This window comes from Variovorax sp. GW821-FHT09D04 (genome assembly GCF_059416405.1).
On sequence record NZ_JBWKPA010000004.1, the window covers coordinates 18,899 to 33,544 of the forward strand.

12 protein-coding genes are annotated in these 14,646 nt (G+C 67.9%); all 12 read left to right on the forward strand.

The genetic code is table 11. The features are described from left to right. The first annotated feature begins 12 nt into the window (after positions 1-12). Positions 13-1,323: a citrate synthase gene (gene gltA / locus AC07O4_RS14415; protein WP_062479703.1), complete on the forward strand. Its 1,311-nt coding sequence runs from the start codon at positions 13-15 to the stop codon at positions 1,321-1,323. A 180-nt stretch (positions 1,324-1,503) separates the two neighbouring features. After that, positions 1,504-2,457, forward strand: a complete 954-nt coding sequence (locus tag AC07O4_RS14420) for a LysR substrate-binding domain-containing protein (RefSeq protein WP_495304905.1) — start codon at positions 1,504-1,506, stop codon at positions 2,455-2,457. 46 nt (positions 2,458-2,503) lie between these two features. Further along, positions 2,504-3,925, forward strand: coding sequence for a 3-isopropylmalate dehydratase large subunit (leuC, locus tag AC07O4_RS14425; protein WP_495304906.1), 1,422 nt, complete (start codon positions 2,504-2,506; stop codon positions 3,923-3,925). Between the two features lie 14 nt (positions 3,926-3,939). Then, positions 3,940-4,590 carry a 3-isopropylmalate dehydratase small subunit gene (gene leuD, locus AC07O4_RS14430; RefSeq protein ID WP_062479700.1) on the forward strand — a complete coding sequence of 217 codons (651 nt, stop codon included), beginning with the start codon at positions 3,940-3,942 and terminating at the stop codon, positions 4,588-4,590. 43 nt (positions 4,591-4,633) lie between these two features. Continuing rightward, a complete protein-coding gene (leuB, locus tag AC07O4_RS14435) occupies positions 4,634-5,722 on the forward strand; it encodes a 3-isopropylmalate dehydrogenase (protein ID WP_101493320.1) in 1,089 nt (362 codons plus the stop codon). 90 nt (positions 5,723-5,812) lie between these two features. Then, positions 5,813-6,958: an aspartate-semialdehyde dehydrogenase gene (gene asd / locus AC07O4_RS14440; RefSeq protein WP_070062265.1), complete on the forward strand. Its 1,146-nt coding sequence runs from the start codon at positions 5,813-5,815 to the stop codon at positions 6,956-6,958. A gap of 167 nt (positions 6,959-7,125) precedes the next feature. Further along, the gene (locus AC07O4_RS14445; RefSeq protein ID WP_495304907.1) at positions 7,126-9,930 is read left to right on the forward strand and encodes a FimV/HubP family polar landmark protein; all 2,805 of its coding nucleotides are present in this window, start codon (positions 7,126-7,128) and stop codon (positions 9,928-9,930) included. 31 nt (positions 9,931-9,961) lie between these two features. Further along, positions 9,962-10,786: a tRNA pseudouridine(38-40) synthase TruA gene (gene truA / locus AC07O4_RS14450; RefSeq protein ID WP_495304908.1), complete on the forward strand. Its 825-nt coding sequence runs from the start codon at positions 9,962-9,964 to the stop codon at positions 10,784-10,786. Further along, entirely contained in the window at positions 10,783-11,526 is a 744-nt protein-coding gene (locus AC07O4_RS14455; RefSeq protein WP_495304909.1) for a phosphoribosylanthranilate isomerase, read from the forward strand. Before truA ends, AC07O4_RS14455 begins: the two co-directional genes overlap by 4 nt. A gap of 47 nt (positions 11,527-11,573) precedes the next feature. Beyond that, on the forward strand, positions 11,574-12,860 hold the full coding sequence (gene trpB / locus AC07O4_RS14460) for a tryptophan synthase subunit beta (RefSeq protein ID WP_495304910.1): 1,287 nt from the start codon (positions 11,574-11,576) through the stop codon (positions 12,858-12,860). After that, positions 12,860-13,705: a tryptophan synthase subunit alpha gene (trpA, locus tag AC07O4_RS14465; protein ID WP_495304911.1), complete on the forward strand. Its 846-nt coding sequence runs from the start codon at positions 12,860-12,862 to the stop codon at positions 13,703-13,705. The genes trpB and trpA overlap by 1 nt, the downstream gene beginning before the upstream one ends. A gap of 24 nt (positions 13,706-13,729) precedes the next feature. Next, on the forward strand, positions 13,730-14,602 hold the full coding sequence (accD, locus tag AC07O4_RS14470; protein ID WP_062475492.1) for an acetyl-CoA carboxylase, carboxyltransferase subunit beta: 873 nt from the start codon (positions 13,730-13,732) through the stop codon (positions 14,600-14,602). The last annotated feature ends 44 nt before the right edge of the window (positions 14,603-14,646 follow it).

Here is a 14,646-nt window from a genome sequence, read left to right on the forward strand (position 1 = left end):
AAGTAAACCGAAATGAAAGCATCCGATACCAAGGCCACGCTGTCGTTCAGCAATGGCGGCGACAACGTCGAACTGCCGATCTACAAGGGCACCATCGGGCCCGACGTGATCGACATCCGCAAGCTGTATGCACAGACCGGCATGTTCACGTACGACCCGGGCTTCATGTCGACCGCCGCCTGCCAGTCGGCCATCACCTACATCGACGGTGACAAGGGCGAGCTGCTGTACCGCGGCTACCCCATCGAGCAGCTCGCGACCAACTGCGACTTCATGGAAACCTGCCACCTGCTGCTGTACGGCGAGCTGCCGGACGCAGGCAAGAAGGCCAGCTTCACCAAGCTCGTGACGAACCACACGATGGTCAACGAGCAGATGCAGTTCTTCCTGCGCGGCTTCCGCCGTGATGCCCACCCGATGGCCATCATGACCGGCCTCGTGGGCGCCCTGTCGGCCTTCTATCACGACAGCACGGACATCAACAATCCCGAGCACCGCGAGATCGCCGCGATCCGCCTGATCGCGAAGATGCCCACGCTCGTGGCCATGGCCTACAAGTACACCGTCGGCCAGCCGTACATGTACCCGAAGAACGAACTCAGCTATGCAGGCAACTTCCTGCACATGATGTTCGCCACGCCGTGCGAAGAGTACAAGGTGAACCCGGTGCTCGAGCGCGCGCTCGACCGCATCTTCATCCTGCACGCAGACCACGAGCAGAACGCCTCGACCTCGACCGTGCGCCTGTGCGGCTCGTCGGGCACGAACCCCTTCGCGGCCATTGCAGCCGGCGTGGCCTGCCTGTGGGGCCCGGCCCACGGCGGCGCCAACGAAGCGGCGCTGAACATGCTGTACGACATCCAGCGCGAAGGCGGCGTGGAAAAGATCGGCGAGTTCATCAAGAAGGTCAAGGACAAGAACTCGAACGTCAAGCTGATGGGCTTCGGCCATCGCGTGTACAAGAACTACGACCCGCGCGCCAAGCTCATGCAGGAAACCTGCAACGAAGTGCTGACCGAACTGGGCCTGGAAAACGACCCGCTGTTCAAGCTCGCCAAGGAACTCGAGAAGATCGCCCTGGAAGACGAGTACTTCGTGTCGCGCAAGCTCTACCCGAACGTCGACTTCTACTCGGGCATCGTGCAGCGCGCCATCGGCATCCCCGTGCCGCTGTTCACCGCGATCTTCGCGCTGGCCCGCACGGTCGGCTGGATCGCCCAGCTGAACGAAATGATCGGCGACCCCGAGTACAAGATCGGCCGCCCGCGCCAGCTGTTCGAAGGCTCGCCCAAGCGTGACGTGAAGCCGATCTCGGCCCGCTGATCGACCGGCTGCGGAACCCTCCGCTCCCTGAAAAAGCTGCCTCCGGGCAGCTTTTTTATTGCCCGTTCGGCATGCCCTCCTCGCCAGTCGGCAGCGAGGTCATCGCGCATCGCGATGGCAATGGCTTCAAAACAGGAAGAAAATAGCCAACTCATCGCCAAACGCGATGCCCAAGCCCCCATGAGCACGTCCGAACGCAACTTTGCCCGCCGCATCGACCTCACGTCGCTGCAGCTGTTCGTGGCCGTGTGCGAGCTGGGCAGCATCGGGCGCGCGGCGGAGCGCGAATTCATTGCGGCCTCGGCCGTGAGCAAGCGGCTGTCCGACCTGGAAGCCACGCTCGGCACCGCCCTGCTCTACCGCCATGCGCGCGGCGTCGACCTCACGCCGGCCGGCGAAAGCCTGCTGCACCACGCCCGCTCGGTGCTCTACAGCCTCGAGAAGATGCAGGGCGAGCTCAGCGAATACGCCGACGGCGTGCGCGGGCACGTGCGGGTGCACGCCAACATCTCGGCCATCGTGCAGTTCCTGCCGGAAGACCTGGGCGTGTTCTCGCGCGCGCACGAGGCCATCAAGATCGACCTCGAGGAGCACCTGAGCAGCGAAGTGATCCGCGCGGTGCAGGAAGGCGCGGCCGACCTGGGCGTGTGCCACGTAGCCGGCGGCGCGGGCGAGCTGCAGAGCCTTTCGTACCGGCACGACCGCCTCGCGCTGATCATCCCCGAGGGGCACGCGCTGGCCGCGCAGGACACGATCGATTTCGTCGACTCGCTGGCCTTCGACCACGTCGGCCTGCACACCAACAGCTCGATCTACGTGGCGATGCACGAAGCGGCCCTGAGCGCCGGCCGCAGCGTGAAGCTGCGCATCCACGTCACGGGCCTGGACGCCATGTGCCGGATGATCGACAACGGCCTGGGCATCGGCGTGATGCCGCAGCGCGCCTTCGAACTCATGCACAACGGCATCGGCCGCGGCCTCGTGAGCGTGCCGCTCAACGACGCCTGGGCGGCGCGCGAAATCCGGCTGGTGGCGCGCGACTTCTCCACCCTGCCGGTGGCGGCGCGCACGCTGGTGAACCACCTGCACGCGGCGGCCGATTCGGCCGACGCCACCGAACGACTCGCGGCCTAGACCGCCTCGACAGACAATCCATTTCCCCACGAAAGAAGAGACCGACATGGCACGCACGCTCTACGACAAGATCTGGGACGAACACGTCGTCCACACCGAGGACGACGGCACCGCGATCCTCTACATCGACCGCCACCTGGTGCACGAAGTCACCAGCCCGCAGGCCTTCGAAGGCCTGCGCGAAGCCGGCCGCAAGCTCTGGCGCATCAGCTCGGTGGTGGCCACGGCCGACCACAACACGCCGACCACCGGCTGGGAGCGCGGCTACGAAGGCATCGCCGACCCGACCAGCAAGGAGCAGGTCACCACGCTGGACAAGAACATCGCGGAATTCGGCGCCGCCGCGTTCTTTCCGTTCCTGAGCAAGCGCCAGGGCATCGTGCACGTGATCGGCCCCGAATCGGGCGCGACGCTGCCGGGCATGACTGTCGTCTGCGGCGACTCGCACACCTCCACGCACGGCGCGTTCGGCGCGCTGGCGCACGGCATCGGCACCAGCGAGGTCGAGCACGTCATGGCCACGCAGACGCTGCTGGGCAAGAAGGCCAAGAACATGCTCGTGAAGGTCGAAGGCAAGCTGCCTTTGGGCTGCACCGCCAAGGACATCGTGCTGGCCATCATCGGCAAGATCGGCACCGCCGGCGGCACGGGCTACACAATCGAATTCGCGGGCTCGGCGATTCGCGACCTGAGCATGGAAGGCCGCATGACGGTCTGCAACATGGCCATCGAGGCCGGCGCACGCGCCGGGCTGGTGGCGGTCGACGAAAAGACCATCGCCTACGTGAAGGGCCGCCCGCTCGCGCCCACCGGCGTCGAATGGGACCAGGCCGTGAGCTACTGGCGCACGCTGCAGTCCGACCCCGGCGCGACCTTCGACGCCGTGGTCGAGCTCGACGCCGCGCAAATCCAGCCGCAGGTCACCTGGGGCACCTCGCCCGAGATGGTGGTCGAGATCAACGGCCGCGTGCCCGATCCCGACAAGGAAAAGGACGCCAGCAAGCGCAGCGCCATCGAGCGCGCGCTGGTCTACATGGGCCTGGAGCCCAACAAGGCCATGAACGACATCTTCATCGACAAGGTGTTCATCGGCTCGTGCACCAACAGCCGCATCGAGGACATGCGCGAAGCCGCCGCCGTGGTGAAGAAGCTCGGCCAGAAGGTCGCGAAGAACGTGAAGCTCGCGATGGTCGTGCCCGGCTCGGGCGTGGTGAAGGAACAGGCCGAGCGCGAAGGCCTCGATGTGATCTTCAAGGCCGCGGGCTTCGAATGGCGCGAGCCCGGCTGCTCGATGTGCCTGGCGATGAACGCCGACCGGCTCGAGCCCGGCGAGCGCTGCGCATCGACCAGCAACCGCAACTTCGAAGGCCGCCAGGGCGCCGGTGGCCGCACCCACCTCGTGAGCCCGGCGATGGCCGCCGCCGCCGCGGTGCACGGCCACTTCGTCGACGTGCGCACCTTCGCCTGATCTGGAGACATCACATGCAGAAATTCACCGTGCACAAGGGCCTCGTGGCCCCCATGGACCGCGAGAACGTCGACACCGACGCGATCATTCCCAAGCAGTTCCTCAAGTCGATCAAGAAGACCGGCTTCGGCGTGAACCTGTTCGACGAATGGCGCTACCTGGACGCCGGCTTTCCGGGCCAGGACCCGGCCAGCCGCAAGCCGAACCCCGACTTCGTACTGAACCAGCCGCGCTACGCCGGCGCCTCGGTGCTGCTGGCGCGCAAGAACTTCGGCTGCGGCTCGTCGCGCGAGCACGCGCCGTGGGCGCTGGACCAGTACGGCTTTCGCGCGATCATTGCGCCGAGCTACGCCGACATCTTCTTCAACAACAGCTTCAAGAACGGCCTGCTGCCGATCGTGCTGCCCGAGTCGCAGGTCTCGCAGCTGTTCGACGAAGCCTTCGCCTTCCCGGGCTACACGCTGACCATCGACCTGGAGCGTCAGGTGGTCGTGAAGCCCGACGGCCAGGAGTTCGCGTTCGACGTGCAGGCCTTCCGCAAGTACTGCCTGATCAACGGGCTGGACGACATCGGCCTCACGCTGCGCCACAAGGACAAGATCAAGGCCTTCGAGACCGAGCGCCTGGCGCAGAAGCCCTGGCTCGCGCACACGATGATCTCGTGATCGGCGGCCTTTCCGTTTTCAAGAAAAAACCTCAGACCAATTTATGAAAATCGCAGTTCTCCCGGGTGACGGCATCGGCACCGAAATCGTGGCGGAAGCCGTCAGGGTGCTCGAAGTCCTCGACCTGAAGTTCGAGATGGAATCGGCGCTGGTCGGCGGCGCGGCCTACGAGGCGCACGGCCACCCGCTGCCCGAATCGACGCTGAAGCTCGCGAAGGAATCCGACGCGGTGCTGTTCGGCGCCGTCGGCGACTGGAAGTACGACAAGCTCGACCGCCCGCTGCGTCCCGAGCAGGCCATCCTGGGGCTGCGCAAGAACCTGGGCCTGTTCGCCAACTTCCGCCCCGCCATCTGCTACGAGCAGCTGGTGGACGCCTCGAGCCTGAAGCCCGAGCTGATCGCGGGCCTGGACATCCTCATCATCCGCGAGCTGACCGGCGACATCTACTTCGGCCAGCCGCGCGGGCGCCGCATCGCCACCGACGGCCACTTCCCCGGCGCCGAGGAAGCCTTCGACACGATGCGCTACTCGCGCCCCGAGGTCGAGCGCATCGCCCGCGTGGCCTTCGAAGCGGCCCGCAAGCGCAGCAAGCGCGTGACCAGCGTGGACAAGGCCAACGTGCTGGAGACCTTCCAGTTCTGGAAGGACATCGTGACCGAGGTCGGCAAGGAGTACCCGGACGTCGAACTCGACCACATGTACGTCGACAACGCGGCCATGCAGCTCGTGAAGGCGCCCAAGAAGTTCGACGTGGTCGTCACCGGCAACATGTTCGGCGACATCCTCTCGGATGAGGCCGCGATGCTCACCGGCTCCATCGGCATGCTGCCCTCGGCCTCGCTCAATGCGAGCAACCAGGGCCTGTACGAGCCCAGCCATGGCAGCGCCCCCGACATTGCTGGCAAAGGGGTTGCCAATCCTTTGGCTACAATCCTGTCCGCTGCCATGATGCTCCGCTTCTCCCTCAACCAGCCCGAAGCTGCCGACCGTATCGAGTCGGCGGTCAAGCACGTGCTCGCCTCCGGGCTGCGCACGGGCGACATCTGGTCCGAAGGCACGAAGCGCGTCGGCACCCGCGAAATGGGCGACGCGGTCGTAGCAGCCATCACCAAAAAGACGATTACCGGCTAACCGCAGCCCGCTTCGTCACGCCCTCCCCCGGCCGACGAGTCGGGGGCAAAAAAGACTGATTTTTTCTTTCTTCACTAAGGGCAAACTGAAATGGCGAACGCATCCAAGCAACCTCTGGTCGGCCTCGTGGGCTGGCGCGGCATGGTCGGCTCGGTCCTCATGGACCGCATGCAGGCCGAAGGCGACTTCGGCCTCATCGAGCCGGTCTTCTTCTCGACCTCGAACGCGGGCGGCAAGGCCCCGGCGATGGCCAAGAACGAAACCGCGCTGAAGGATGCGAACGACATCGAGGCACTGAAGAAGTGCGACATCGTCATCACCTGCCAGGGCGGCGACTACACCAGCGAGGTCTTCCCCAAGCTGCGCGCCGCCGGCTGGAACGGCCACTGGATCGACGCGGCCTCCACGCTGCGCATGAACGATGACGCGATCATCGTGCTCGACCCCGTCAACCTGCCCGTGATCCAGAACGCGCTCGCCAAGGGCGGCAAGAACTGGGTCGGCGGCAACTGCACCGTCAGCTGCATGCTCATGGGCGTGGGCGCCCTCTACAAGGCCGGCCTGGTCGAGTGGATGACCAGCATGACCTACCAGGCAGCCTCGGGCGGCGGCGCGCAGCACATGCGCGAGCTGCTGACCCAGTTCGGCACCCTGAACGCCGAAGTGCGTGCGCTGCTCGACGACCCGAAGTCGGCCATCCTCGAGATCGACCGCAAGGTGCTGCACAAGCAGCAGAACCTGAGCGCCTCCGAAATCGCCAACTTCGGCGCGCCGCTGGGCGGCTCGCTGATCCCCTGGATCGACAAGGACCTGGGCGATGGCATGTCCAAGGAAGAGTGGAAGGGCGGCGCCGAGACCAACAAGATCCTCGGCCAGGGCGCTGGCTTCGGCACCGCCGCCACGCCGGTGGACGGCTTCTGCGTGCGCATCGGCGCGATGCGCTGCCACAGCCAGGCCCTGACCTTCAAGCTCAAGAAGGACGTGCCAGTGGCCGACATCGAAGCGATGATCGCCGCCGACAACCCCTGGGCCAAGGTCGTGCCGAACACGCGCGAAGCCACCGTGAAGGACCTGACGCCGGTGGCCGTGACGGGCACCATGGACATCCCGGTCGGCCGCATCCGCAAGCTGGCGATGGGCCCCGAGTACGTCGGCGCCTTCACCATCGGCGACCAGCTGCTGTGGGGCGCGGCCGAACCGCTGCGCCGCATGCTGCGCATCCTGCTCGAAGCCTGATGCGGGCAACTCAGGGCCTTGAAATACAAAAATGTTGCCAAAAGGCAACACAGGATGTCATCGGAAGTATGCGCGCACTGGGTAGATCAGGCGCATTGCCTTGTCAGTGCATGTTGATGATGCTAACGTCCTCTTACAAATTCAGGGCCTGAGCCGCCCCTATCAGCATGACAAGACATCTGTTGCCCGCGGCCCGCCCTTCGGCCGCCCGCCCCGCCCTGCCGTCGAATGGCTGGCGCCTTTCCATCCTGGGTGCCGCTGCGGCCCTGACGCTGGGACTGGCCAGCGCCGACGCCAGCGCCTTCGCGCTGGGACCGCTGCGGGTGCAGTCGGCACTGGGCGAACCGCTGCGCGCCGAGATCGATGTCACTGAAATGGCCGCCAACGAGGCGGAAGGCCTGAAGATCAACATCGCCACGGCCGAAGCCTTCAAGAACGCAGGCATCCCGTACAACGCGGCCCTCGGCGACGTGAAAGCCACGCTGCAGCGCCGCGCCGGCGGCCAGTACGTGGTGCGCCTGGCCGGCAACCGCCCGCTCAACGACCCCTTCATCGACCTGCTGCTCGAAGCCAATGGCGCCTCGGGACGCATCGTGCGCGACTACACCGTGCTGCTCGATCCGCCGGCCACGCGCCAGGCGGCAGCCGCCCCGGTGACGCCCATCGCACCGCAGATCGCCACACCGGTCGAGCGCCCCGCGCCCGCCCCGCGCGTGCGCCGCGAGCCTGCGCCTGCAGTTGCCGCAACGCCCGCACCCGCTGCGGCGGCGCCGGCCCCTGCGGCCGCACCGGCTCCTGCGCCGGCACGTGCCGCCGTCGCAGCCCCAAGCGGCGGAAGTGGCGGCAGTGGCGAGCAAGTCACAACGCGCCGTGGCGACACCGCCGGCAAGATCGCCTCGGCCCACAAGCCGGCCGACGTCTCGCTCGACCAGATGCTGGTCGCGCTGCTGAACGCCAACCCCGACGCCTTCGTCGGCGGCAACGTCAACCGGATGAAGGCCGGTGCCGTGCTCGACCTGCCGAACGCCGCCGCAGCGGCCGCCGTGCCGGCCGCCGACGCACGCCGCACGATCACCGCACAAAGCCGCGACTTCGGCAGCTACCGCCAGCGCCTCGCCGAAAACGCCCCGACCACCAACGTGGCCGCCGCGAGCCGCCAGGCCTCGGGCAAGCTGCAGGCCAGCGTGGAAGACCGCAATGCCGCCGCCAGCGCGCCCGACAAGCTCACGGTGTCGCAAGGCAACGCCGCCGCGCGCGCCGCCGACGAAAAGGTCGCCCAAGCCCGCCAGGCGCAGGACAGCAGCAACCGCGTCGCCGAGCTCACGAAGAACATCAACGAGCTGAACAAGCTCAAGGCCGGTACCGGCACGGGCACCGGATCGTCCGCTGCCGCCGCCGCGCCCGCAGCGCCGGCCACCACGCCCGGCATCGCCGTTCCTGCGCCGCTGACTGGTGCCACGACGCCGACGCCAGCGGTCGCGGCCGCTCCTGCGCCCACTGCGGCCCCTGCCGCCGCAGCCCCCGCAACGCCAGCGCCGGCAGCCGCTCCCGCTGCAACGCCCCCGGTCGCCGCGGCCTCCGCTGCAGCACCCGCCCCAGCCGCCGCACCGTCGGCCACCGACGCAGCCGCCCTGCCCGTGGCAGCCGCAGCCAGCGCTGCAGTTGCAGCCGCCGCGCCCGTCGTCGCACCCAAGCCCGTGGTCAAGGCCGCACCGCCGCCGCCCCCACCGGAACGCAGCTTCCTCGACGAGCTGCTCGACAACCCGCTGATGCTCGCCGGCGCCGCGCTGATCGCGCTGCTGGTCGGCTTCCTGCTGTACCGCGTGCTGGGCCGCCGCCGCGAAGAGATGAGCGAAAGCGTGTTCCTCGAGAGCCGCATCCCCAAGGACTCGTTCTTCGGCGCCAGCGGCGGCGAATCGGTCGACACCAAGAACCGCGGCGACTCCACCGTGTCGTCGCTGTCGTACTCGCCGAGCCAGCTCGACGCGGGCGATGTCGATCCGGTCGCCGAAGCCGACGTTTACCTCGCCTATGGCCGCGACCTGCAGGCCGAGGAAATCCTGCGTGAAGCGCTGCGCCTGAACCCGGACCGCACCGCGATCCACCTCAAGCTGCTCGAAATCCACGCCAAGCGCCGCGATGTGCGGGCCTTCGACGGCCTGGCCACCGAAGTGCACAAGCTGACCAACGGCGCAGGCTCCGAATGGAACCGCGTGGTCGACATGGGCAAGGACCTCGACCCGGGCAACCCGCTGTACGAATCGGGCACGGGCACCGCGCGAGGCGCCAGCCAGGCCGAAACCGCCGCATTCGCCGGCGCGCTGGCCGCCGCCGCCAAGCCGACTGCTGTCGCCGCACCCGCCGTCGTGGCACCGCCGCCCCCGGCCGCACCGCCCGTGGCATCGGCCCCGCCGGCCTTCATGCCCTCGGTCGCGCCGCTGGACTTCGACCTCGACCTGACCCAGCCGCCCGCACCGGTGCCCGCCCCCGTGGGTGCCAGCCTGCCGAAGTCGGTCTACGCGCCGACGGCCGCACCGGCCCCGCTGAGCAACGGCCACGCCGCAGCGCCTGTCGATCTCGAAAACGACTTCGACACGGCGCCCGGCGCCCTGACCGCCCACACGCGCCCCTCATCGCTGAACGACGCGGAGCACAACACCCGCCCGGCCATGCTGCGCGACACGCTGCCTGCCGATTCGGGCTTCATCGAGTTCGACATGAGCGCCCTCGCCGGCCTGCCGGCCCGCTCTGCCGCCGCCGAAGCACCGCGCTCCGCGGCCGTGGCCACCTCGCCGTCCGCCCTGGACGACGACGGTGACGACAACCCGCACGCCGTGAAGCTCTCGCTGGCCCGCGAACTGCAGGCCATCGGCGACGTCGAAGGCGCGCGCTCGCTGGTCGAGGAAGTCGAAGCCGAAAGCGCCGGCGACCTCAAGTCGCAAGCCAAGCAGCTGCTCGCCGAACTGCGCTGAGCCGGTTGCCGACTGCCCTTCTGATCGCTTCGTGAGGCTGGCACTCGGCATCCGCTACAACGGCCAGGCATACGAGGGCTGGCAGAGCCAGCGCTCGGGCCGCACGGTGCAGGACAAGCTCGAAGCCGCCCTCGCGAAGTTCGCCGGCCTGCCCGCCGGCAGCCGGGTCAGCACGCTGTGCGCCGGCCGCACCGACGCCGGTGTGCACGGGCTGATGCAGGTGGTGCACTTCGACACCGACATCGAACGCGATCCGTTCTCCTGGGTGCGCGGCACCAACCGCTACCTGCCCGACGACATCGCGGTGCAGTGGGCGCACCCGGTGCCCGACGAATTCCATTGCCGCGCCAGCGCCCTGGCGCGCCGCTACGTCTACGTGCTCTCGCAGTCGCCCGTGCGCCCCAGCCTCGATGCGGGCCGGGTCGGCTGGTCGATGTACCCGCTCGACGGCGATGCGATGCGCGCCGCGGCGGCGCTGCTGGTGGGCCGGCACGATTTCAGCTCGTTCCGCGCCTCTGCCTGCCAGGCCCTCTCGCCGGTCAAGGACCTGCGGCGCCTCGAGATCACGCGCGTGGGCGACGGCGAACGCTGCCGCTGGCACTTCGAGTTCGAGGCCGACGCCTTCCTGCACCACATGATCCGCAACCTGATGGGCAGCCTGGTGCGCATCGGCCGCGGCGACGAACGGCCCGAATGGATCACCGAGGTGCTCGAGGCGCGCAGCCGCAAGGTGGCCGCGCCCACCTTCTCCGCCGATGGCCTGTACTTTCTCGGCCCGTTGTACGACGCCAAGTGGGGTCTGCCGGCCGAGGCCACGTTCCAGGGCGAGCGGGCTTCGTATGATGGCCCGCCATGACATCCCCTGCTCCTCTCGCCCCACGCACGCGCATCAAGATCTGTGGCCTCACGCGTGAGGCCGACGTCGACGCGGCGGTCGAGGCTGGCGCCGACGCGATCGGTTTCGTGCTCTACCCGAAGAGCCCGCGCGCCGTGACCGCCGAGCGCGCCGCCGAACTGGCCTCGCGCCTGCCGCCCTTCATCACGCCGGTGCTGCTGTTCGTGAACGCGGACGCTCCCGAGGTCCTGGCCTCCCTGGCCCGCGTGAAAGGCGCCATCGCGCAGTTCCACGGGGAAGAAACGCCCGAACAGTGCGAGGAAGCCACCGGTCCGGGGCGCTTTCGTTACATGCGTGCCGCCCGGATTCCGCTGGGGGCTGCCGGGGCCGGCTTCGACCTCGTAAAATACGCGTCCGATTACTCCCGCGCCCAGGCCATCCTGCTCGACGCCCATGTCGAAGGTTATGGCGGAGGCGGCAAGGCTTTCGATTGGTCACTTCTTCCACCCGCCGTCGACGCTCACCTCGTCTTGAGTGGTGGGCTCACACCTGCAAACGTGAGCGATGGCATTCACAGCCTGCGGACGCGCTGCAAGACGCTGTCCGTTGATGTGAGCTCGGGCGTCGAAATCGACGGTCCCGGGCACAAGGGCCTCAAGGACGCCGGAAAGATCCGGGCATTCGTCGCCGCCGTGAGAGCCGCAGATGCGGCGAACACTGTCAAAGCCTCGGCAGCCGACGCTTCGTCCTTCTCCAGTTAGCCGCCGCACCCGATCGCATTCGGGCTGCGGCCCATCGATCGAGAACCATGCAAAGCCAATTCCAGGACTACCAGCAACCCGACGCCAGCGGCCACTTCGGCCCCTACGGCGGCACCTTCGCGAGCGAAACGCTCACTCACGCGATCAACGAGCTGCGCGACGCGTATGCGAAGTTCAAGGACGACCCGGCCTTCCTGGCCGAGTTCCACTACGAGCTGAAGCACTTCGTCGGCCGCCCCTCGCCGATCTACCACGCCGCGCGCACGAGCCGCGAAATGGGCGGCGCGCAGATCTACCTGAAGCGCGAGGACCTGAACCACACCGGCGCCCACAAGATCAACAACGTGATCGGCCAGGCGATGCTCGCGCGCCGCATGGGCAAGCCCCGCGTGATCGCCGAGACCGGCGCCGGTCAGCACGGCGTGGCCACGGCCACCATCTGCGCCCGCTACGGCCTCGAATGCGTGGTCTACATGGGCAGCCAGGACGTGAAGCGCCAAAGCCCCAACGTCTACCGCATGAACCTGCTGGGCGCGACCGTCGTGCCCGTCGAATCCGGCAGCAAGACGCTGAAGGACGCGCTCAACGAGGCCATGCGTGACTGGGTCACGAACGTCGAAAACACCTTCTACATCATCGGCACGGTGGCGGGCCCGCACCCCTACCCGACCATGGTGCGCGACTTCCAGAGCGTGATCGGCACCGAGTGCATCGCGCAGATGCCCGCCATGCTCGCGGCCGACGGCATCACCGGTGAAGCCGAGGGCAGGCAGCCCGACGCGGTGGTGGCCTGCGTGGGCGGCGGCAGCAATGCGATCGGCATCTTCCACCCCTACATTCCGTTCGCGGGCACGCGCCTCATCGGCGTGGAAGCGGCCGGCGAAGGCCTGGACAGCGGCAAGCACGCCGCCTCGATCCTGCGCGGCAGCCCCGGCGTGCTGCACGGCAACCGCACCTACCTGCTGCAGAACGACGACGGCCAGATCACCGAGACGCACAGCGTCAGCGCGGGCCTCGACTACCCGGGCGTGGGCCCCGAGCACGCCTACCTGGCCGACATCGGCCGCGCCGAGTACGTCGGCATCACCGACGTCGAGGCGCTCGAAGCCTTCCACTACCTGTGCCGCACGGAAGGCATCATTCCCGCGCTCGAATCCAGCCATGCCATGGCCTACGCCCTGAAACTCGCCAAGACCATGCGCCCCGACCAGTCCATCCTCGTGAACCTCTCGGGCCGCGGCGACAAGGACATCGGCACCGTCGCCGACCTGTCGGGCGTCGATTTCTACGACCGCCCCTCGATGCGCGGCCTGAGCGTGAAGGGAGGCAAGTGATGAGCCGCATTGCCGCCAAGTTCCAGGCCCTGCAGACGCAAGGCCGTCGCGCGCTGATCCCCTACGTCACCGCCGGCTTCCCCTTCGCCGACATCACGCCCGAGCTCATGCACGGCATGGTCGAGGCCGGTGCCGACGTGATCGAGCTGGGCGTGCCCTTCTCCGACCCGATGGCCGACGGCCCCGTGATCCAGAAGGCCGGCGAGGCCGCGCTGGCGCTGGGCGTCGGCATGAAGCAGGTGCTCGCCATGGTGGCCGCGTTCCGTGCCCAGGACACGACCACGCCGGTCGTGCTCATGGGCTACGCCAACCCGGTCGAGCGCTACGACCTCGTGCACGGCAAGAAGGCCTTCATCCGCGACGCGGCCGCGGCCGGTGTCGATGGCCTGCTGGTCGTCGACTACCCGCCCGAGGAATGCGAGGACTTCGCCGCCGACCTGAAAGCCGCCGGCATCGACCTGATCTTCCTGCTGGCCCCCACCAGCACCCCCGAGCGCATGGCGCAGGTAGCGCGCATCGCGAGCGGCTACGTGTACTACGTGTCGCTCAAGGGCGTGACCGGCGCCGGCCACCTCGACACCGAGGCGGTCGGGCGCATGATCCCGCGCATCCGCGAGCACGTGAACATCCCCGTCGGCGTGGGCTTCGGCATCCGCGACGCGCGCACGGCGCAGGCCATCGGCTCGGCGGCGGACGCCGTGGTCATCGGCACCAAGATCATTCAACTCATCGAAGACCAGCCCCGCGACAACGTGGTGCCCACGGTGCGCGAATTCCTGGCCGGCATCCGCGAGGCGCTCGACGCCCTGCCGGCCGCCACGGCCAAGAACGCGGCTGGTCGATAATCACTGCCCTCACAAGGAGCCCCCATGAGCTGGCTTGAAAAACTGCTACCCGCCAAGATCGCACAAACCGACCCGTCCGAGCGCCGCCAGGTGCCCGAGGGCCTGTGGATCAAATGCCCGGCCTGCGAGACCGTTCTTTACAAGACCGACCTCGAGCACAACCAGAACGTCTGCCCGAGCTGCAGCCACCACCACCGCATCGGCGCCCGCGCCCGCCTGGACGCCTTCCTGGACGCCGAAGGCCGCTACGAAGTCGGCCAGGAAGTGCTGCCGGTCGACGCCCTGAAGTTCAAGGACAGCCGCAAGTACCCCGAGCGCCTGAAAGAAGCGCTGGAGAACACCGGCGAAACCGACGCGCTGGTCGTCATGGGCGGCTCCGTCCACAGCATCAGCGTGGTCGTGGCCTGCTTCGAGTTCGAGTTCATGGGCGGTTCCATGGGCAGCGTGGTCGGCGAGCGCTTCGTGCGCGGCGTCGAGACCGCCATCGAGCAGAAGGTGCCCTTCGTGTGCTTCACCGCCACCGGCGGCGCGCGCATGCAGGAAGGCCTGCTCTCGCTGATGCAGATGGCCAAGACCAACGCCGCGCTCACGCGCCTGGCGAAGAAGGGCCTGCCCTACATCAGCGTGCTGACCGACCCGACCATGGGCGGCGTGAGCGCCGGCTTCGCCTTCGTGGGCGATGTGGTCATTGCCGAGCCCAAGGCGCTGATCGGCTTTGCCGGCCCGCGCGTGATCGAATCGACCGTGCGCGTGACGCTGCCCGAAGGCTTCCAGCGCGCCGAGTTCCTGCAGACCAAAGGTGCGATCGACTTCATCAGCGACCGCCGCGAACTGCGCAAGACCATCGCCAGCACGCTGGCCATGCTACTGCGCCAGCCGGCCGACGCGGTGCTCTGACCTTCACCGTAGCTCAGGCTTCGGCCTGAACGCCCGCACGCCGA

Coding starts and splice junctions, on each gene's coding strand:
- gltA (WP_062479703.1), top strand. CDS start 13: ATGAAAGCATCCGATACCAAGGCCACGCTGTCGTTCAGCAATGGCGGC.
- AC07O4_RS14420 (WP_495304905.1), top strand. CDS start 1,504: ATGAGCACGTCCGAACGCAACTTTGCCCGCCGCATCGACCTCACGTCG.
- leuC (WP_495304906.1), top strand. CDS start 2,504: ATGGCACGCACGCTCTACGACAAGATCTGGGACGAACACGTCGTCCAC.
- leuD (WP_062479700.1), top strand. CDS start 3,940: ATGCAGAAATTCACCGTGCACAAGGGCCTCGTGGCCCCCATGGACCGC.
- leuB (WP_101493320.1), top strand. CDS start 4,634: ATGAAAATCGCAGTTCTCCCGGGTGACGGCATCGGCACCGAAATCGTG.
- asd (WP_070062265.1), top strand. CDS start 5,813: ATGGCGAACGCATCCAAGCAACCTCTGGTCGGCCTCGTGGGCTGGCGC.
- AC07O4_RS14445 (WP_495304907.1), top strand. CDS start 7,126: ATGACAAGACATCTGTTGCCCGCGGCCCGCCCTTCGGCCGCCCGCCCC.
- AC07O4_RS14455 (WP_495304909.1), top strand. CDS start 10,783: ATGACATCCCCTGCTCCTCTCGCCCCACGCACGCGCATCAAGATCTGT.
- trpB (WP_495304910.1), top strand. CDS start 11,574: ATGCAAAGCCAATTCCAGGACTACCAGCAACCCGACGCCAGCGGCCAC.
- trpA (WP_495304911.1), top strand. CDS start 12,860: ATGAGCCGCATTGCCGCCAAGTTCCAGGCCCTGCAGACGCAAGGCCGT.
- accD (WP_062475492.1), top strand. CDS start 13,730: ATGAGCTGGCTTGAAAAACTGCTACCCGCCAAGATCGCACAAACCGAC.